Below are 19,398 nucleotides of genomic sequence, written 5' to 3'. Positions count from 1 at the left end.
CGTTCATCCCTTGACCGCGCCTGCGGTGAGGCCGGCGACGATGTGCTTCTGCGCCAGAAGAAACAGAATGATGGTGGGCAGGATGGTCAGCGTGATGAAGGCCAGGATCAGGTGCCACTCGGACGAATACTCGCCCTGATAAACCATGATGCCGAGCGGCCAGGGATAGAGCGCATCGGTGTTGAGCATCACCAGCGGCAACAGATAGGCGTTCCAGCTGTTGACGAAAGTGATGGTCCCGACGGTCGCCAGGATCGGCCGCGACAACGGCAGCGTCACATAGCGGAAGAATTTGATATAGCTACAGCCGTCGACCAGCGCGGCCTCGAGCAGTTCATAGGGGATATCCTTGAAGAAACGCCGCAGCAGCAGCACGCTCATCGCGAGGCTGAAGGCCACCTGCGGCAGTGCCACGCCAAAATAGGTATCGAGCAGCCCGAGATCGCGCACCTTGATGAACAGCGGCAGCACCGCGGTCGCGGCCGGAAACAGCAGGCCGAGCGTCAGGTAGCTCAGCAGCATCGATGAGCCGTAGAACCTGACATGGGCGAAGGTGAACGCCGCCATCGAGGCGACGATCAGGGTCAGGGTCACCGTGAGCGTCGAGATGATCAGCGAGTTGCGCAAGAGCTGCCAGTAGCGCGCGGAGAACAGGATGTCGGCATAGTTCTGCCACTCCCAGTGACGTGGCAGGCCGAACGGATTGACGCGCAGTTCGCCGAGCGATTTGAAGCCGCCGAGCAAGGTCGCGAGCAGCGGCACCAGCACGAAGACGGCAACGACGGCGAGGAACACCGCCTTGAACAGCACGGCAGGATCGAACGGCGTACGATTGGTCTCGGTGCTACTCATCACGCATGAACCATCGCTTGTAGGTGAAGGCAAAGGTCACGCAGATCGTGAACAGAATGACACCGATGGCGCTGCCATATCCGACCCGCATGCGGGAGATGCCGTTGTTGTAGAGGAAGCTCACCAGCGTGTTCGAGGAGTCCGCAGGCCCCCCGCGCGTCAGCGGCATGACGAGGTCGAACAGCTGCAACGAGCCGACGATGGCGAAGAACACCGAGAGCCGAATCGTCGGATAGAGCAAGGGGATGACCACGTGTCGCAGGGCTTGCGAACGCGTCGCGCCATCGATGCGCGCGGCCTCGATCAGGCTCTTGTCGAGGCCCTGGAGCGCCGCGATGAACAGCATCATGTGGAAACCGAAGTACTTCCAGACGACGACGATCAGCACGGCCAGCATTGCCGTATCGGTCGAGGCCAGCAGATGCGGGGGCTCGGCGCCGAAGCTGCGCCAGATCGAGGCGACAAGGCCGTAATCGCCGTCATAGACGAAGCTGAAGATCAGTCCGGTCGCGATCTCGGCCAGGATATAAGGCATGAAGAACAGCATGCGCAGCGCCACCGCCCCGCGAAAGCGTTCGGCGAGCATCAAGGCCAGCGTGAGCGCAAGCGGCAGCTGGATGGCGAGCGAAACAGCGATGATCAGCCCGTTGTTGCGCAGCGCGAGCCAGAAGGCGCGTGTCTCCAACACGAAGCGGTAATTGTCGAAGCCGATCCAGTTGGTCGGCCTGCCGAACCCGTTCCAGTTGAAGGTCGAGTACCAGGCCGCCTCGCCGATCGGCAGCACCACGAACAGCGTGAACAACAGCAGCGCCGGCGGCAGGAACAGGATCAGGACCGTCAGCCTGCCGTCCCAGCTCGGGCCGCGCTCGGCGACCTGCGGGAGCTCACCGGCAACGTCCATCGCCGACACGCTCGCGGCCCGGCGTGCCACCGTCAGTTACCCTGCTTCCACGCCGCCTCGATCGCCTTGGCCGCGTCTTGCGGGCTCATGCTGCCGCCGGCGATCTCGGCGGTGACGTCGTTGACGACGCGGCCAACCGAGGGGCCGAGGCTCTGGTCATAGAAGTTCTGGTGGTAGTTCGACTTCGCCAGATTGGCCGCGATCAGCTTCATGAAGGCGTTGTTGAGACCGGCATCCGCGCCCTGCACCACCGGGATGATGAAGTTGCCCGCAGCAAGCCGCGTCTGCACATCCCTGGAGACGAAGTATTTCAGGAAATCGACGGCCTCCTTCGGCGAGCCCTTGGTGATCAGCCAGCCGGTGATGCCGCCGAGCGTATCGGTTGGCGCGCCCTTGCCGCCCGCCACGACCGGGAAGTCGAACCAGCAGATCTTGTCTTCGCTCAATCCGACCTTGTCGGCGGCAAGTGCGCGCTGCAAATGATAGACCGTGCTGATGGCGAGCGTCATCGCCGCCTTGCCATCGCCGAAATAGCCGACCGCCTGCGGATTCTTGAAGCCGAGGAAGCCATTCTGGAACGGCTGGAGATCGACGAGTTGCTTGAACAGCTCGCCGGATTTCTGGAAGGTTTCGCCGGCGAAGCCGCCGTTCTCGCCGCGCAGCGCCGCGTCGAAGGCCGGCTTGCCGCCGACGCGCACTGCAAGATGCGTCCAATAGAAGTGCAGCGGCCATTTGTCGGCCCCGCCGACCACGATCGGGGTCACGCCGGCGGCTTTCAACGTTTTCACCGCTGCAAGCAGGTCGTCCCAGCTCTTGATCCCTGCGGGATCGACCTTCGCCTTCGCCATCAGCTCCTTGTTGCAGAGGAAGCCGACCTGCGACAGCGCGGTCGGAAGACCGTAAACGCGGCCGTTGGCCGTGAAGGCGGCGAGCGCTGCCGGCGTAAGGCTGTCGCTGTACCCCTTCACCTGATCGGTGATGTCGTCGAGGACGCCGGCCTCGATCTGCGTCTTCAGGACGCCGCCGGCCCAGCTGTAGATGATGTTCGGCCGGTCCTTGGATTGCAGGATGGTCGGCAGCTTGGCCTTGTAGGCCTCGTTCTCGAGGAACTGCATCTCGATCTTGGTGCCGGGATGCGACGCCTCATAGGCGCGCGCAACCTCCTCCCAGATCTTCACCTGGGCCGGATTGGCTTCGATGTGCAACCACTTGACCGTCGTGTCGGCCGCGGCGGAGTTGGCCCAAAGCAGGCATGCGGCGGCGGCGAGTCCCAGCTTCCCGAGCAGTCTCATCACATTCCTCCCAACCGGCTCTTATTCTTTGGCTGCAATCCTGCCTTCGATTTTTGAGGTACGCAACTAAAATTCTGATCTATACACCTCACGCGGGGAATGGCTAAGGTTGGCGGGACAACTGGGCGGCGCCTCGCACCGCCCGCAACGCAACTTGAGAGGTGCCCATGGCCGCCGTTTATTCCGACCTTGCCGGCAAGGTCGTTCTCGTCACCGGTGGCGCATCGGGGATTGGGGCTGCGATCGTGCGGCGCTTCGCGCAGCAGAAATCCAATGTCGTGTTCTTCGACATCAAGGCCGACGAGGGCGAACGCCTCGCACGCGAGCTGTCGGATCAGGGTCTGGCTGCGCATTTCCAGCGCGTCGACCTGACTGACATCGCCGCGTTGCGCGCCGGCGTCGCCGAGGCGCGCAAAGCACACGGCGCGATCAATATCCTCGTCAACAATGCCGCACATGACGAACGGCACAAAACCGAGGAGATGACGCCGGAATACTGGGACGACCGCATCGTGGTGAACCTGAAGCACCAGTTCTTCGCCGCCCAAGCCGTGCTGCCGGACATGAAGGCGGCGAATGCCGGCGCCATCATCAATTTCGGCTCGGTGTCGTGGATGGCCGGTCAAGGCGGCATGGCCGCGTACACGGCCAGCAAGTCGGGCGTGGTCGGCCTGACGCGCTCCCTCGCGCGCGATTACGGTCCCTACAACATCCGCGTGAACGCGATCGCGCCGGGCTGGATCATGACCGAGCGCCAGCTCGAGAAATGGATGACGCCGGCGGGCGAGATCGAACTGCAGCAGCGACAGTGCCTGAAGCGTCGGCTGGTACCGGACGAGGTCGCGAAATTCACCCTGTTCCTCGCGTCCGACGAGGCCTCCGCCTGCACCGCTCAGCACTACGTCGTGGATGGCGGCTGGGTGTGAGATGCTTTGTGGGTCGTGGGCGGGACCAGAGCTCGAACCTGGTCCCCCCGCTGACTAAGATTCAGCTGGTGACTCCGTCCAGTTGTTTGCACAAGCCGAGGTCGCGAAGCCTATTGGAAAAGATGCCAATGGCACTTTCAACCATATCGCACCGATAGCGATAGTTCAGCCGTGTTGCTGCGTGGCGTTCGGACCTGCGTTGGCGACGGCCTCGCGTATCATTCCGGCGACCAGCTTCGGCGCGGTGATCGGCGATGCATGATCGACTTTCTCGGAGCGAACCTGCGCACCCATCCGTCGTGCCAGGAATAGCTGTGTCGCCGGATTGATCATTCGATCCTCCTCGGCGACCAGGTACCACGACGGCTTTGCCTTCCATGCAGCTTTCAGAGCCTTTTCCTGGATTGCCGCGACGGCAATGGGACGCTGGATCGCAGCAAGGAGCGCAGCCTGCTCAGGTCGGGCATGCTGGCACCAGGCCGCGCCAAACCGGTCGTTCGGCATCCAGAGGAAACCATGACTGTCGGGGGTGAGTTTCGGCGCCTCCGGCGACGGCTTGTCGCGATAGAATATTTGCGCGACTGTTTCGCCTTCGTCGGGAGAGAGAGCCGAAATGAAGACCAGCGACCGCACTCTCTCCTGCGTGACCGCACCAATCACGGCGCCGGCATAGGCATGTGCGACAAGGACAACCGGCCCGTCGGTCCGCTCCAACGCTCGCTCAAGCGCCGCAACATCATCCGATAGCGATGTGAGCGGGATCGGCGCCGCCATCGTCTTCAGTCCCTCGGACTGCAGTAGCGTAATGACGTGCGCCCAGCTTGAACCGTCGGCCCAGGCGCCATGGACGAGAACGACGGTGGCGTCCGTCCCCGCTGCTTCCGATCTTCTGCTGACGTCGCGGGCGACCTTCTTGCTCGCTCGGGGATCTGCAACCGCCGGCGCGATTACGCCGAATTGTGCTGCAGCTACTGTCGTTGCCGCAGCACCAACGAAACGCCGGCGATCGTGGTTGATTTCGTCGGACATGGATCCTCCATTGCTCTGGCGGCTTGCGTTGACGCACCTCCGCTTACCCTCCCGCTATTCGGCGACGCGACCACATTGGTTACAGGCGGAGGATCATTCCAACGATCACTTCCCGACTGCTCCCGCCTCTGCCCCATCGCGCCAGCGGGATGACCGAAATCATCAGCACGAACGGTTCAGTGACGCTAATCCTGCGAAAGCGCGCTTCCACGGAGGTGCTAACATGTCTTACCGCGTCGTCATTGAGGGGGGCGTTTGCCAGGAGCGTCGCGCGAACCTCGAAGGACCTCAGGGATGACAGAAAAGACAAAGATCGAGCGCCGCACCTTCGTCCAGGTGATGACCGCTGCATCGAGCGCCGCTCTATCACCGGCGCTTCTACCGCGACGCGCGGCCGGCCAATCCCCAAACAATTCCACCTCGAACGCTTCCGATCTCTTCGAGACAAAGGAGATCAAGACCGACGACAACACCATTTTCATCAGGCGCTACGGGAGCGGATCCCCACTGCTCATGGTCCATGGATTTCCGCGAACCAGCCTGATGTGGCGTCATGTCGCGCCGCATCTCGCCGGTAATCGCACGGTCATCTGCGTCGATCTTCGTGGATATGGCCGCAGCGGCGTTCCCGCCTCTGCGGAGGATCACTATCCCTATACAAAGCGGGCGATGGCGAATGAGCTCGTCGCCGTGATGGATAAGCTTGGCTTTTCCAAATTCGATCTGGTTGGACACGATCGCGGCGGTCGCGTTTCCTACCGCCTTGCGCTCGATCACCCGGAGAAGGTGCAGCGTCTCGCAGTGTTTGACGTGCTGCCGATCTCGGAAGCCTGGGGCCACGCCGACGCAAAGTTCGCCATGACCTACTGGCCATGGAGCCTCCTCTCGCAGAAGGCACCGCTTCCCGAAAAATACCTGATCGGTGCGCCGGACGCGGTATTCGACAATCCCTTCGGCCAGGGCTCATTCGGCCCCGAAGTGGAAGCGGAATACATCGAAACCTACCGCGATCCGGCTCGGGTGCATGCGATCTGCGAAGAGTACCGCGCGGCCGCAACCCTGGATATCGAGCACGACAAGGCGGACCAGAAGGAAGGCCGGCGCATTAAGTGCCCTATGCTGCACCTGTGGGCTTCTGGCGGGCCACTCGATACATTCTACGAGCAGAATGGCGGCGCATTGGGAATTTGGAAGAAGTGGGCCGACAACGTACAAGGTCGGGCCGTCAAGGGCGGTCACTTCTTTCCTGAGGAAAACCCTACCGACACAACGGAGCTTCTAACCAAATTCCTGTCAGCTTGAACGGCAGCTGACGCCCGCGCAGATTTCGACCAGGCTGGCCACAGCCAGGCGATGGCCGGCGAACGAACCATCCTCGCCGGCCCAGCTTTGTTCAGCCGATCTCTCGCCGGACCATGGCCGCCGCATCGCACATCGCCTTCAGCTTTCCGAACGCGGTTGCGCGCGGCATGTACTTCATGCCGCAATCGGGCGCCGGGACCAGGCGGTCCGGCGAGACGTATTTCAAACCGTTGCGGATACGGGCGGCAACAGTGTCGACGCTCTCGATCGCGGGATCCGCGAGGTCGAGCACGCCGAGCATGATCTTCTTCGACGACAGGTCCTTGAGCACGCCGAGGTCGAGCTTCGGCTGCGCGGCCTCGATCGAGATCTGGTCGGCAATGGTGTCGTCGAGCTCGGCGAGGAAGGAATAGCCGGCCGGCTTGTTCGAGCCCGGCACGACCGCCGCATAGCCGAAGCAGAGGTGCACGACGGTCGGCACCGTGATGCCCTGCAATGCGCGGTTGATCGCCTTGACGGCGTAGCGCTTGGCAAGATCCGGATTGTTGCGCACCCAGGGCTCGTCGAGCTGGATCACGTCGGCGCCAGCCTCCTGCAGATCGAGCGCCTCGGCGTTGACGGCCTCGGCCAGCGCCATCGCGAGCTCCTCCTCGTCCTTGTAGAACTCGTTCCTGGCCTGCTGGCTCATGGTGAACGGGCCCGGCAACGTGATCTTGGCAGCACGGTCGGTGTTCTTGCGCAGGAACTGCATGTCGTGCAGCTCGACCGGTCCCTTGCGCTTCACGGGACCCACGACGCGCGGCACCGGGGTCTGGGTGTTGCCAGTGCGCGCCACGATCATCGCGGGATTGTCGCCGTCGATGCCGTCGAGCGCGGTGGCGAAGCGGTTGGAGTAGCTCTCGCGGCGGATTTCGCCATCGGTCACGATGTCGATGCCGGCGCGCTCCATGTCGCGGATCGCGACGATGGTCGCATCGTCCTGCGCCTCTTCCAGATGCTCCGCCGGCAACCGCCACATGTCGTGCAACCGCGTGCGCGGCACCACCTTCGACAGCATCGCGCGATTCACCAGCCATTCCGGCTGCGGGTAGCTGCCGACCACCGTGGTCGGCAGGATATGCGTTGGCATGGGCATGGGATTCTCCTTCTTTTTGTTGTTGAGTGCAGCCGATCAGGCCGCGCGTCCCTCGTCCTCGACGGGATTGCGCAGGATGCCGATGCCGGAGATCTCGATCTCCACGACGTCGCCGCCCTTCATCCACAGCGGCGGCGTGCGATAGGCGCCGACGCCGCCGGTCGTGCCTGTGACGATGACATCGCCGGGCGCAAGCTCGGTGAACGTCGAGCAGTAAGCAATCAAGGCCTGCACGTCGAAAACGAGATCAGAGATCGGGGCCTTCTGCACCTCGACGCCATTGAGGCGCGTGATGAGCGTCTGCTTGGTCACGTCGGTCAATTCGTCGGTCGTCACCATCCAGGGCCCGAAGCCGCCGGTGCCGGCAAAGTTCTTGCCGGGCGCGAATTGCGAGGTGTGGCGCTGCCAGTCGCGGATGCTGCCGTCATTGTAGCAGGCATAGCCGGCGACATGGCTGAGCGCGGCTTCGCGCGAGATGCGGCGACCGGCCTTGCCGATGATGACGGCCATCTCGCCTTCGTAATCGAAACGCTCGGACTCCAGCGGCCGGATCATCGGCTGGCCATGACCGACCTGGCTGTTGGCGAAGCGGGTGAAGATCATCGGATGCGCCGGCGTCGGGTGGCCGCTCTCGGCCAGATGCGTGGCATAGTTGACGCCGATGCAGAAGATCTTGTCGGGATCGGGTACCGTCGGCAGCAGCGCGACATCCTGCAGCGCGTAATCGGGCTTCTCGACGGTCAACTTCTTCAATTCGTCGAGCGATCCCTTCGCAAGCAGCGCCTTCAGCGTCGGATATGCCTTCAGGCGCTTGCCGGCATCGATGACGCCCTTGTCGGTGACGATGCCATAGCTCGCGGTGCCGGCGTTCGTGAAGCTCGCAACTTTCATCAGTCAAACACTCTCTTCGATGGAGGAAACATAGTCGTTGATCGGAAGCGCGATCTCGCCGTTGCGGATCGGAACACATTGCGGCGGGAAGTCCTGGCGGAAGCGGGCGCCGGCCGCCTCGGCAGCGTCAAGGAAACGCTCGAGATGGTCCATCGCGCCGGTCGGAAGATCGTGCAGCACCATCAGCGTCCAGGACTGCCGGCTGCACTGGTCGAGCGCGCGCCCGGTCCAGCCCTCGGGGTCGTCCCAATCCCGCGGAATCGCATTCCAGAGCACGCAGCTGTGCTTGTTGCGGGCGAGATAGTCCACGACGGAGGATTTCAACAGCCGCGCATCAAGATTGCCGCCGCCGAACGGCCGGAACCAGCGCTGGGGATGCGCGAGATCGGAGATCGCTTTTTGAGTTCGGCCGATTTCGTTCTCTGCCGTCTCGCGATCCGCCTGCTCACCGAGCGGAATGCTGTGCGTAAACGTGTGATTGCCGATCCAGTGCCCCTCCCCGTGCGCACGCACCGCAAGCCCGCGCCGCTCGGGGTCAGCGAGCTTCTCGCCGATGACGAAGAAGGTGGTCTTGATGCCGCGCCCGGCGAGAACATCGAGCACGCGCGGCGTCACATCGGGATCGGGGCCGTTGTCGAATGTCAGGGTCAAATCGTACACGCTGGTACCTCAGGTCGCCGGCTGCATCGCGCGCGACGCGATCTCGTCATTGGCCTGACCGGCCCGCGTACCGGTCTGCCAGATCGCCGCCTTGCGCTCGATCCACCGGATCGCGGCATTGAAAGCGATGGCGAGGAACAGCACGAGCAGCACGCCCGCGAACACGTGCGGACTATCGAGAATTGTGCGGTAGCGCGAGATCAGATAGCCGATGCCGGCCGATGAGATCAGCATCTCCGAGACGACGACGCCGACGATGACCAGCGCACCGCCGACACGCAGGCCCGACAGCACCGTCGGAATCGCCGCCGGGATGATGACGCGAACCAACCGTTGGCTCAGCGTCGCGCCCATGCTGCGTGCCGCGAGCAGGAGCTGCGGATCGATGGTCTGGATGCCGGCGGCGGTGGCGAGCATCGTCGGCAGGAAGCCATAGATCGAGGCGAACGCGATCTTGGACTCCGAGCCGATGCCGAGCCATACCGTGAAGACGGGATAGAGGATCACGAGCGGCACCGCGTACAGGCTCGATACCATCGGCATGATCAGGACGCGCGGACGCGGCAGGCTGCCGACGATCGCGCCGAGCAGGATGCCGCCGCCGCAGGCGAATGCCATGGAGACCACGACCTCGTAGAGCGTCACTGCGAGCGCGTGACCGTATTCGGCAGCATCGGTCCATCCAGCGATCAGCGTCGACGACAGCGACGGCAGGAACAGCTCGGGAATGAGCCCGGCGCGCGGCAGCAGCTCCCACAGCGCAATCAGCCCGATCACGATCAGATATCGCAGCGTTTTGGCGCTCATCTCTGCCTCACGCCGATTTGCGGATGTGCCGCCAGATGCGGTCGCGCAGCGCACCGAAGGCGTCGCCGCTCAGCATCTCGTAGGTGCGGGGCCGCGGCAGCTGGACCTGGAGATGGTCGACGATGCGGCCGGGCCGCGCCGACATCACGATCACCTCGTCGGCGAGATAGACGGCTTCGGTGAGGCTGTGCGTGACGAAAACGACCGTCTTTCCGGTCGCGGCCCAGATCCGCAGCAGCTCGTCGCCCATGGTCATGCGCGTCTGCTCGTCGAGGGCAGCGAACGGCTCGTCCATCAGCAGCACCGGCGGGTCCTGCACCAGCCCGCGCGCGATCGAGACACGCTGCTTCATGCCGCCCGAGAGCTCATGCGGATGGCGCCTGCCGAAGCCGTCGAGGCCGACCAGTTTGAGCGCATCCTGGGCCTTGGCACGGCGCTCGGCCTTGGGCACGCCCCGCAGCGCCAGCGGAAACTCGACATTGTCCTCCGCCGTCAGCCACGGGAACAAGCTCGCCTCCTGGAACACCACGCCGACCCTGTCGGGGTCGGGCTGAAGGATCGGCGCGCCGCTGATGGTGATCGTGCCTGAGGTCTGCTGGCGCAGCCCCGCCATCATCATCAGAAGGGTCGACTTGCCGCAGCCGCTCGGGCCGACCAGCACGACGAAGCGGCCAGGCTTGACCTCGAGCGAGACGTCCTCCAGCGCGACGACGTCCTGCGACCTTGTCTTGAAGACCTGGCCGACATTCTTCACCTCGATCGCGCCGGCCCGCGCGGCGGGCTTCAACGGGGTCACGTTCGCCAATGGCTGCATCGCGTTTCCACCCATCTGACAAGTTCGTTGAAGGTCATGGCGATCGCGGCGACCATCACGACGCCGGCGAGGAGCTGCTTCATCTGGAAGTTCTCGCCCCAGGTCGCGATCTGGTGACCGATGCCATCACGCGAGGCGTACATTTCGGCCAAAATCACGCCGGTGAGGTTGAAGATCATGGAGATCCGCAACGCCTCCAGCAGGACCGGCAGCATGCTCGGCAGATAAACCCGGAACGCCGTCTGCCATGGCGTTGCGCCATAGGAGCGCGCCACCGTCAGATGCTCGACCTTGACCGATTCCACCGCCGTCGTGGTCGACATGATCACGATGAAGATCGTCGAGAAGAAGCCGAATCCCACCTTCTGGGCAAAGCCGACGCCGAACACCAGGATGAACATCGGCAGGAAGATCGACTTCGGGATGCTGAAGGCGAAGAACAAGAGCGGCTTGGCCACGTCCGCAAAGTAACGGTTCTCCGCGACCAGAAAGCCGATCACCGCACCGAAGGGCACGGCCAGCGCGAACGCGGCAAGCACCTCGGTCGCGGTCACCATCAGATCCTTCTGCACGGCCGCGCGCTGCAGCAGATCGCCGAGCGTTGCAAACGTGTCGGACGCCGACGGCAGCAGGCGCGGATTGACGATGCCGGTGCGCGACAGCACCTCCCACAGCGCCAGGACCGCGATGATGATCGCGATCCGCGCAAGGTTGATGACGAACGTGCTTTGCATCGTTACGGCTTGGTCGGGACGGGCTTGAACTTGGCCGAGATCACGTCCTCGACCGGCACGATGTCCTTGAGTCCGCCGAGCTTGGCGAGGTCGAGCGAGAGCTGCACGGCCGCATTGACGTCGGCCGCGCCCATGTCGCCGCTGGTCTCGAGCTTCATGATCGTGTTGTCGTACTCAAGGCCCGCGATCTCCGGCGGCATTTCATAGAGCTCAGCGATCAGCTTGACGGTGACGTCGCGGTTGGCGCGCATGAACGCGACCGCACCATAGAGGGCGTTCACCGCCTTCTGCACCATCTGGGGCTTGGCCTCGGCGAATTTGTCGAGCACGATCCAGCCCGCAGTGAGGTTCGGCGGGACCGCGGTCGCGTAATCGAGGATGGGCTTGGCCTCGCCTGACTTCGAGATCTGGAAGCTCAGTGGCGAATAGACCACGGCGGCCTCGACATTGCCGGCAAGCAGGTTCGGCACCAAGCCGCCGCCGCCGACGGGAACGCGCGTAAAATCGATCTTCTTGTCCTGGATGGTCCACAGCGCGAGCAGGTCGGAGCCGGAGCCGGCCGCGGTGATCGCCACCTTCTTGCCGTTGAGGTCCTTGACGTCGAGCGTCGACTTGGTCGGGACCATCAATTGCCAGCCGAAATTGCCCATCGCGGCATTGGCGACGATCCGCGACATGACGCCCTTCTTGCGTCCGGCGGAGACCAGCGACGGCGGATCGAGAATGATGTCGGCCGCGCCCGCAGCCATGCCCTCGAACGTCTCCGCGCCGCTGCGGTAGATCGTGAGCTCAGCCTGGATGCCTTCCTTCTCGAACAGTTTCTGCCGCACCGCCGTCTCGGCGATCGTGGTCGGCCAATAGGTTTTCGTCGGCAGGCCGACGCGGATGGTGTCGGCGGCGCTCGCAGGGCCCACCAGAATAGCGGCGGCGATCAGCGACATCAGCGCGTGATTGATCTTCATTATTGGCTTCCTCCCGGTCTCTGTTTTTTGTGTGCCGGATTTTTCCGGATCGTCAGGTCGTACGGCTCACCTCCGCAATGCGAGAGGCGGCGAGCTCGACGAATTCTTTGGTGGTGCCGAAGTGCTTTGACAAGGCGCGAACTGCCGCATCCGCATCGCGCCTGATCACGGCGGCGACGATCGCCTTGTGTTCGGCTTCGACGTTACGCGGCTTGCCACCGGCCTCTCGGCGGATCGAGAGGCGGCGATATCGCTCGCTCTGCTCGTGCAGCACGTCGCGGAAGCCGAGCAGCCATGGCGAGCCGCACGCGTTGACCAGCGCACGATGGAAGATGCGGTGACGGATCACCCACTCCTCGTAGTGCACGGTCGGATCGTCGGGATAACGATGGGGAACGGCCTTCAAATCCGCCCAGGCGGATTTCACCGATGCGAGCCAGGCCTCATCGCCCCGCTCGATCGAGCGACGGAGCGCAAGCACCTCGATGTCGATCCGGGTCTGCGTCACGTCGGCAAGATCGGCGAGCGACACCGGGCTCACGCGAAAGCCACGCTGGTCCGACGCCTGCACGAGCCCATCCGCGACAAGTCGCGACAGCGCCTCGCGCACGGCGGCGAGGCTCACGGAAAACTGTTTGGCGAGCCCCGCGATATGCAGCTTCTGGCCCGGCGGCAGCCGCGTCGCCAGGATATCGGCGCGCAGACGTTCGTGCAGCGCCGACGTCAGGCTGCGCGGACCATCCCCGGGGCTTCCGGACAACTGGAACTGAAGCGGACCCATGGTCGGATGATTGCAAGGCGGCGGCCGCCGGTCAACAGAAAATCGAAAATCGATTTTTTCTAGCTTAGGTTACGCTACGCCTTGCCCAACGTCCTGGGAATGCGCGGCCCTGGACGGCGCGACGTCGAGACGAACAGCTACGCCACTCAGATCCGGGCTTGGCGCCGGGTAGAGCTTCATGACGAGCGGATCGTGGCCGGGAACGATGTGGTCCGTGTCCGGCGCTGCGGCTCGCAGCTTGTCGAAGCCCACCAGCATGTCACCGACATGAAAGGCCGTCGTGAACGGACGCTCGCTCGTCATGTTCTCGTAGAAATGACTGACGTCGGAGGCGAGCACGACCGGGCCGCGGCGCGTGTTGACGCGGACGAACTGAAGACCGGCGGAATGCCCGCCGGCCGCGTGGACCGTCAGTCCGGGCGCGATCTCGGCGTCGCCGTCGTAGAACAGCACCCGGCGCGCATAGTTCAGCCGCACGATCCCGCAGACGTCCTCGACCTCGAAGGAATGCGACAGCCTCGGATACTGCATATAGCGCCCGGTGGCGTATGCGAGCTCGCGCTCCTGAAGATGAAACCGCGCGTTCGGAAACCGGTCGAAATTGCCGGCGTGATCGTAGTGCAGATGCGTGAGGATCACATCCTTGACGTCGGCCACGTCGACATCGAACGCGGCAAGCGTCTCCACCGGGCAGCGCAGGAATGTTCGCCTGCGCTGCCTTGCGATTTCGGCGTTGAACCCGGTGTCGATGACGAAGGTGCGACCGCCTCCCCTCGCCAGCCACATGAAATAGTCCATCGGCATCGGCCCGTCATGCGGATCGCCGCCGATGAAGTGCTCGCTCCGCTGGGCATCCCGCGTTGCATAGCGGATGGCGAAGAGCTCGTATTCCGGGTCAGCCATGAGAGCTTCCATCAAACGGGCTCAGGACCCCGCATCGACCTCGTTGAAGGCCTCGCGCGCGTTGCGGAAGGCGTCGATGCCGGCGGGCACGCCGCAATAGACCGCGACCTGGAGCAGGATCTCCTTGATCTCCTCCTTGGTCAGCCCGTTCTTCAGGGCGCCCTTGACGTGCAGCTTCAGTTCGTGGGGGCGGTTCAGCGCGCCCAGCATCGCCAGATTGACGATCGAGCGCGTGCGGCGGTCGACGCCGGGCCGCGTCCACAGCGCGCCCCAGCAGAACTCGGTCGACCACTCCGCCATCGTGCGCGTGAACTCGTCGGCACCGGCGATCGACTTGTTGACGTAGTCCTCGCCGAGCACCTCTTTACGAACTTTGAGGCCCTTTTCGAACAGTTCGGTCTTGCTCATGATCGTCCCTTTCCGGTCTTGAGAGATTCTAGTTGGAAATTGTTTGGCGCGACGCCGATGGTGGCCGCAGTGACTGCAGCAGCGTGGCGACGTCGTCCGCCGCATCAAGCCGCCAGACTGCATCGATAACTCGGTCCGCGTCCCAGTCACTTCGACCGGTCCGCACGCCTTCGCGCAGCTTCTCTTCGATCTCGCGGTCTGAAAGCGGCGCAGCCTGGCTGCCGCGCGGCGAAGTCACGGTCTCTGTAAGAATTTCACCAGACGACAGGCGCAAGGTGACGCGCGCAGCGCCATCGGGCATCTGCGCATCAAGCTCCGCCCTCACCTTCTGCCGCAGTCGCGCGATATCGGGCCGGACCACGGTCTCCTGCGCGAACTCGGCCACACCGGCCGCGCCGAGCAACAGTCCGCAAGCCGCGCAATGATGGATGCTGACGCGCGCATCGCGCTCGTTGTTCACGGGGCGATCACCGCGCGCGAGCAGCAGTGCCGAGCCCTGCACTGTCACCGACTCGACCTGGTCAACGCGCCGGCCAATCCGTTCGCGCAACAGCAGGCAGGCGTCGATGACCGAATGGAACACGATGCCGGCGGGATAGGGCTTGTAGGTGTTCTTCGCGATCTCCCAGGTCTTGCCGAGGCCATCGAGCATGCGGGCGAGATCCGGCTCATCCCCCATGGTACGCGCCCAGCCGAGCGGACCTTCGATGGCGCGGGGCGCAGCCTCATAGCCCTGCTGCGCGAGCAGCGCGGCGAACAACCCGTTACGTGCGGCATTGCCGACGCTGACATTCTTGGCGGCGCTTGGCAGATTCTCGACATTGCCGGCCGACTGGCTCGCCGCAAGTCCGATCGCGTTCGTAATCCCTTCCGCTGGCAGCCCCAACAGCTTCGCGCACGCCGTCGCAGCGCCGAAAATCCCGCAGGTCGAAGTGATGTGCCAGCCACGGGCGTAATGGCGCGGCGAGACTGCGTTGCCGATGCGGCACTCCACATCCACGCCAAGGATGAACGCGGTCAGCACCGCGCGCCCCGTCAGCTTGCGCGTCTCTGCCAGCGCCAATATCGGCGCGGCGACCGGCGCGGCCGGATGGATGATCGTTTCAGGGTGCGTGTCGTCGAAGTCGAGCAGATTCGCCGAGATGGCATTGAGAAACGACGCGCACAGCGCGTCCATGGACTCCGAATGGCCGATGATTGTCGATGTCGCGGCGCCGCTGAACGGCGACAGCGTGCGCATCGCGGCCGTGACCACCGGATCGCGTGCGGAGCCGAGCGCGGTCGCAAAGAAATTGAGGATCGATCGCTTCGCCTCAGGGCTCTGCGCCTCCACGTCCGCCCACGACGAGGACGCGACGAAATCGGCGAGCGTCTTGCTCACACTCGGAATTGAAGCTTGCGGCACGCGGGGCGTCTTCCTCGTTTTCCCGGACCATATGACGATCCGCGGCAAACTGTCGACCCCAAATGTTATGCTTGACAGCTTGTCTGACAATCATAACAATCCGGCCCGTTGGCGCGGGATCCCGCTGCCACGACGACGGCGGCCGAGAAGGCCGGCCGGCGAAAGCGTTTGACCAACGAGATCAAGAAGGCGCGCCCGTCACGGGATCGCGCGACAGGGAGTAGACGATGGCGGGAGAGATTCTCGGCGTAATCGGTACGGGCCGCATGGGCGGCCCCATGGCGGGGCGATTGATCGACGCGGGCTATTCGCTCGTCATCTATGACACGCAGGCTGAAGCAACGCAGCCGCTGGTCAAGCGCGGCGCCCAGCTCGGCAAGTCGCCGGCCGATGTCGCCTCGCGCGCCGACATCGTGCTCGCCAGCCTGCCGACGCCCGACATCGTCAAGGCGGTCACGCTCGGACAGGACGGCATCAGCAGCGGCAGCCGCGCCAAGATTGTCATCGATCTCTCGACCTCGGGTCCCGGCGCCGCGAAGATCGTTGCGGAAGGCCTGAAGGCCAAAGGAATGACGCTGGTCGATGCGCCCGTGAGCGGCGGCATCAAGGGCGCCGTCAACGGCACGCTGGCCGTGATGGTGTCCTGCCCGCAGGCGACCTACGAGACCGTGCAGCCGATCCTGAAGAATTTCGGCAAGCTGTTCTACACCGGCGACAAGCCCGGCGTGGCACAGACGGCCAAGCTCGCCAACAATCTGATGGCGGCCGCGGCGCTGGTGATCACGTCCGAAGCGGTCGCGATGGGCGTCAAGGGTGGCGTCAATGCCAAGGTGCTGATCGACATCATCAACGCCAGCAGCGGCCGCAACAGCGCGTCCGAAGACAAATTCCCCCGCGCGGTGCTGCCCGGCACCTTCGATTTCGGCTTCGCCACCGGCCTCTCCTACAAGGACGTCCGGCTCTGCGTCGACGAGGCCGAGGCCATGGGCGTGCCGATGGTCTGCGGCGCAGTGGTGCGGCAGATGCTCGCGATCACCAACGCCAAGTATGGCGCGTCGTCCGACTTCACCTCGATCGCCAAGGTGCTCGAGGAATGGGCCGGGGTCGAGATGCGCGGCTGATCACGCAAGCCTTCAGGGAGAGCGATTGCGATGACGATCGGCCCGACCGGATCAGGCAAGGTCTCGCTCACGCGCCAGATGGCGCGGAGCGTGCTTGCGCTCGATCTCGGCGATTTCGGGCCGGAGGTCGTCGCGAAGGCAAAGCTCTCTCTGCTGGACTTTTTGTCCTGCGCCTTCGAGGCGGGCCAGCATCCCTGGAGCCGTCAGGCGGTCGCGATCGCACAAGCCGGCGGCACTGCAACGATCATCGGGACGTCACAACTCTCCTCGTCGGCCGATGCCGCCTTTGCCAATGCTGTGATGGGGCACGGCCTCGTCCGCGAGGACATGCATGCGGCCAGCATCGCGCACCACGGCGTCGTGATCTGGCCGACGCTGCTCGCGCTGTCGGAACAGACGCCGCTGCACGGAGCCAGGCTGCTCTCGGCCGCCATCATCGGCTATGAGACCGGCGCGCGGATCGGCCGCGCGCTCCTGACCTCCGACCTCGCACGGCTCTATCGCCCGACGGGGCTCGTGGCGCCGCCAGGCGCGGCGCTGGCTGGAAGCTTTGCGCTCGGTCTGTCCGAGGACCAGGCAACCAGCGCCGTCGCGATCGCGGCCAATACGTCCAGCGGGCTGAACGAGTGGCCGCATGCCGGCGGCTCCGACATGTATTTTCATCCCGGCTTTGCGGCCAGCAACGCGATCAAGGCGATCGGTCTTGCGGCAGCCGGCGCTTTCGGCTCGGAAACCATATTAGAGGGTGAAGCCGGCCTGTTCGCCGCCTATCGCCGCCAGGCCGCGCCCGACAGCATCACGCTCTTCCCCGATGGCGAGAGCGAGATCATGGCCGTCTACAACAAGCCGGTCCCGGCCTGCAATTTCGCGCAGACCGCGGCCCAAGCAGCGCTTCGCGTCTCGCACGAGCTCGCCAGCACTGAGGAGATCGACCGCGTCATCATTCGCGCACCCGATGCCGCCGTTCGCTATCCCGGCTGCGACTCCATGGGGCCCTATCGCAACGCGCTCCAGGCCAAGATGAGCATTCCCTTCAGCGTCGCCGCCACGCTGGCGCGGGGCGAGATCGAGGAAGAGAACTATTCCGAACTCGATGATGCCGACATCATTCGCCTGGTCGCGGTCACCGATCTCGGGGCAGATCCAGGCTTCACCGCCGCCTTCCCCGGCAAGCAGGGCGCGGAGGTGACCGTGCATCTGCGCAGCGGCCGGACCATCCGGCACGCTTTGCCCGACGTCATCGCCGCAACGCCTTCAGAGATTCGTGCGCGCTTCCGCGCCGCCGCCATTCGCGCCCTCGGCGAGGACCGCGCGCACCGGCTCGAGCAACTCATCGACGGCTGCGAGCAGCTCGGCAATGCCGGCGACATCGCAGCGCAGTGTCGTCTGGATGCGCCAGAACGAGTTTTACGATCGGCATCATAAGAAATGCCAAACAATACGGGGGAAACATGGTCGACCGGGAGACCAGCCTAGCAGTGCCGACGACGCACAATCGCCAGCAAGCCGGCGCTCGCGCCGCGCGGAGGCGGGGCTGATGGAAGGCTTCTTTCAAGCGCTCGCTGCGGGCCTTTTGATCGGCGCCGTCTATGGCCTGATGTGCGTCGGGCTCGGCCTGATCTTCGGCGTCATGCGCGTCATCAACTTCGCCCATGGCGATTTCATGATGCTCGGCATGTATGCCGCCTTCTATCTCTTCACCGCCGCCGGCATCCAGGCGCTGTTCGGCAACACAGTGGGGCCGTTCGTCGCCATCCTGCTGGCTGGTCCCGTGCTCGCCGTGTTCGGCTATTTCGTCCATCTGGCCCTGATCTCGCGCGTCTCGGGCACGCGCACCGCCTCGCTTGAAGGCGAAGGCCATTACGCCCAGCTCATCCTCACGCTCGGCATCGCGCTGATCCTGCAGAATGGCGGCCTCATCGTTTTCGGATCGGTGCTGGCCTCGATCCGCACGCCGCTGTCGAGCTCGGCCTGGGAGTTCGTTCCCTTCTTCGACATCAGCATCTTCCTCAACAAGGCGCGCAGCATTGACGCGATCGTTTCGCTCGCGATCATGATTCTGCTCTCGCTGTTGATCACACGGACCCGGATCGGCAAGTCGCTCCGCGCCGCCGCCGACAATCCGACCGCCGCGACCTATATGGGCATCGACGTCGACCGTGCGCACCGCACCGCTTTCGCGCTCGGCTGCGGCATCACCGCGATTGCCGGCGGCCTGCTCGCGACCAACTATCCGTTCCACCCCTTCGTCGGCCTCGAATACGTGATCGTCATGTATGCCGGCGTCGTGCTCGGCGGCATGGGCAGCATCATCGGTGCCTTCTGGGGCGGCATGACGATCGGCCTCGTGCAGCAGATGTCGACGCTGATCCTGCCGACGCAGTTGCAGAATGCCGCGATCTTCGCCGTCTTCCTCCTCATCATCTTCTTCCGTCCGCAAGGTTTCTTCGGGCGCATGGTCGAGAGGACGTGACC

The 19,398-nt window shown here is 64.1% G+C and carries 20 protein-coding genes; 5 read left to right on the top strand and 15 right to left on the bottom strand.

Annotated elements, in window-relative coordinates; genetic code table 11:
- Positions 1 to 3: 3 nt before the first annotated feature.
- Genes AB7535_RS07850 through AB7535_RS07840 form a run of 3 tightly spaced genes read right to left on the bottom strand, consistent with a single transcriptional unit; the run spans position 4 to position 3,045 of the window.
- Positions 4 to 852: a carbohydrate ABC transporter permease gene (locus AB7535_RS07850; protein WP_085403202.1), complete on the bottom strand. Its 849-nt coding sequence runs from the start codon at positions 850 to 852 to the stop codon at positions 4 to 6.
- Positions 845 to 1,783, bottom strand: coding sequence for a carbohydrate ABC transporter permease (locus AB7535_RS07845; protein WP_085403201.1), 939 nt, complete (start codon positions 1,781 to 1,783; stop codon positions 845 to 847). The genes AB7535_RS07850 and AB7535_RS07845 overlap by 8 nt, the downstream gene beginning before the upstream one ends.
- A gap of 2 nt (positions 1,784 to 1,785) precedes the next feature.
- Positions 1,786 to 3,045 (bottom strand): extracellular solute-binding protein, encoded by a 1,260-nt coding sequence (locus AB7535_RS07840; protein ID WP_028155765.1) that lies wholly within the window; start codon positions 3,043 to 3,045, stop codon positions 1,786 to 1,788.
- 167 nt (positions 3,046 to 3,212) lie between these two features.
- On the opposite strand from AB7535_RS07840, the gene AB7535_RS07835 reads away from it, so the two are divergent.
- Complete coding sequence (locus AB7535_RS07835; protein ID WP_439037262.1) at positions 3,213 to 3,971, top strand: SDR family NAD(P)-dependent oxidoreductase; 759 nt, start codon at positions 3,213 to 3,215, stop codon at positions 3,969 to 3,971.
- 165 nt (positions 3,972 to 4,136) lie between these two features.
- On the opposite strand, the gene AB7535_RS07830 is transcribed toward AB7535_RS07835, so the two are convergent.
- On the bottom strand, positions 4,137 to 5,000 hold the full coding sequence (locus AB7535_RS07830; RefSeq protein ID WP_085403200.1) for an alpha/beta fold hydrolase: 864 nt from the start codon (positions 4,998 to 5,000) through the stop codon (positions 4,137 to 4,139).
- Between the two features lie 294 nt (positions 5,001 to 5,294).
- Between AB7535_RS07830 and AB7535_RS07825 the strand changes: the two genes are divergently transcribed.
- The gene (locus AB7535_RS07825; RefSeq protein WP_085403199.1) at positions 5,295 to 6,302 is read left to right on the top strand and encodes an alpha/beta fold hydrolase; all 1,008 of its coding nucleotides are present in this window, start codon (positions 5,295 to 5,297) and stop codon (positions 6,300 to 6,302) included.
- A gap of 91 nt (positions 6,303 to 6,393) precedes the next feature.
- On the opposite strand, the gene AB7535_RS07820 is transcribed toward AB7535_RS07825, so the two are convergent.
- The 11 genes from AB7535_RS07820 to AB7535_RS07770 all read right to left on the bottom strand — a co-directional run bounded on the left by AB7535_RS07820 (position 6,394) and on the right by AB7535_RS07770 (position 15,778).
- Complete coding sequence (locus tag AB7535_RS07820) at positions 6,394 to 7,437, bottom strand: 5-methyltetrahydropteroyltriglutamate--homocysteine methyltransferase (protein ID WP_201266222.1); 1,044 nt, start codon at positions 7,435 to 7,437, stop codon at positions 6,394 to 6,396.
- Positions 7,438 to 7,473: 36 nt separating this feature from the next.
- Positions 7,474 to 8,328 (bottom strand): fumarylacetoacetate hydrolase family protein, encoded by an 855-nt coding sequence (locus tag AB7535_RS07815; RefSeq protein WP_085403198.1) that lies wholly within the window; start codon positions 8,326 to 8,328, stop codon positions 7,474 to 7,476.
- Positions 8,329 to 8,331: 3 nt separating this feature from the next.
- Positions 8,332 to 8,988, bottom strand: a complete 657-nt coding sequence (locus tag AB7535_RS07810; RefSeq protein WP_439037261.1) for a polysaccharide deacetylase family protein — start codon at positions 8,986 to 8,988, stop codon at positions 8,332 to 8,334.
- A gap of 9 nt (positions 8,989 to 8,997) precedes the next feature.
- The gene (locus AB7535_RS07805; protein ID WP_085403196.1) at positions 8,998 to 9,795 is read right to left on the bottom strand and encodes an ABC transporter permease; all 798 of its coding nucleotides are present in this window, start codon (positions 9,793 to 9,795) and stop codon (positions 8,998 to 9,000) included.
- 7 nt (positions 9,796 to 9,802) lie between these two features.
- On the bottom strand, positions 9,803 to 10,609 hold the full coding sequence (locus AB7535_RS07800; protein ID WP_041956016.1) for an ABC transporter ATP-binding protein: 807 nt from the start codon (positions 10,607 to 10,609) through the stop codon (positions 9,803 to 9,805).
- Positions 10,588 to 11,343, bottom strand: a complete 756-nt coding sequence (locus AB7535_RS07795; protein ID WP_085403195.1) for an ABC transporter permease — start codon at positions 11,341 to 11,343, stop codon at positions 10,588 to 10,590. The genes AB7535_RS07800 and AB7535_RS07795 overlap by 22 nt, the downstream gene beginning before the upstream one ends.
- A gap of 2 nt (positions 11,344 to 11,345) precedes the next feature.
- Positions 11,346 to 12,305, bottom strand: coding sequence for an ABC transporter substrate-binding protein (locus AB7535_RS07790; protein WP_085403194.1), 960 nt, complete (start codon positions 12,303 to 12,305; stop codon positions 11,346 to 11,348).
- 52 nt (positions 12,306 to 12,357) lie between these two features.
- A complete protein-coding gene (locus AB7535_RS07785; RefSeq protein ID WP_439037260.1) occupies positions 12,358 to 13,086 on the bottom strand; it encodes a GntR family transcriptional regulator in 729 nt (242 codons plus the stop codon).
- Between the two features lie 69 nt (positions 13,087 to 13,155).
- Positions 13,156 to 13,989 (bottom strand): N-acyl homoserine lactonase family protein, encoded by an 834-nt coding sequence (locus AB7535_RS07780; protein WP_085403193.1) that lies wholly within the window; start codon positions 13,987 to 13,989, stop codon positions 13,156 to 13,158.
- Between the two features lie 21 nt (positions 13,990 to 14,010).
- A complete protein-coding gene (locus AB7535_RS07775; RefSeq protein ID WP_027575101.1) occupies positions 14,011 to 14,397 on the bottom strand; it encodes a carboxymuconolactone decarboxylase family protein in 387 nt (128 codons plus the stop codon).
- A gap of 28 nt (positions 14,398 to 14,425) precedes the next feature.
- Positions 14,426 to 15,778 (bottom strand): MmgE/PrpD family protein, encoded by a 1,353-nt coding sequence (locus tag AB7535_RS07770; RefSeq protein WP_245344194.1) that lies wholly within the window; start codon positions 15,776 to 15,778, stop codon positions 14,426 to 14,428.
- Positions 15,779 to 16,029: 251 nt separating this feature from the next.
- Here AB7535_RS07770 and AB7535_RS07765 point away from each other — a divergent pair, with 251 nt between their 5' ends.
- The 3 genes from AB7535_RS07765 to AB7535_RS07755 all read left to right on the top strand — a co-directional run bounded on the left by AB7535_RS07765 (position 16,030) and on the right by AB7535_RS07755 (position 19,396).
- Positions 16,030 to 16,923 carry an NAD(P)-dependent oxidoreductase gene (locus AB7535_RS07765; protein WP_085403191.1) on the top strand — a complete coding sequence of 298 codons (894 nt, stop codon included), beginning with the start codon at positions 16,030 to 16,032 and terminating at the stop codon, positions 16,921 to 16,923.
- 30 nt (positions 16,924 to 16,953) lie between these two features.
- Positions 16,954 to 18,348: an MmgE/PrpD family protein gene (locus AB7535_RS07760; RefSeq protein ID WP_085403190.1), complete on the top strand. Its 1,395-nt coding sequence runs from the start codon at positions 16,954 to 16,956 to the stop codon at positions 18,346 to 18,348.
- Positions 18,349 to 18,460: 112 nt separating this feature from the next.
- Entirely contained in the window at positions 18,461 to 19,396 is a 936-nt protein-coding gene (locus tag AB7535_RS07755) for a branched-chain amino acid ABC transporter permease (RefSeq protein WP_028147199.1), read from the top strand.
- Positions 19,397 to 19,398 lie beyond the last annotated feature (2 nt).

Origin of the sequence: Bradyrhizobium sp. 956_D2_N1_4 (assembly GCF_052076025.1) — a bacterium.
Taxonomy (GTDB): domain Bacteria; phylum Pseudomonadota; class Alphaproteobacteria; order Rhizobiales; family Xanthobacteraceae; genus Bradyrhizobium; species Bradyrhizobium barranii.
The sequence above is the reverse complement of the archived record's forward strand: the minus strand, read 5'-3'. Positions and strand labels throughout refer to the sequence as shown.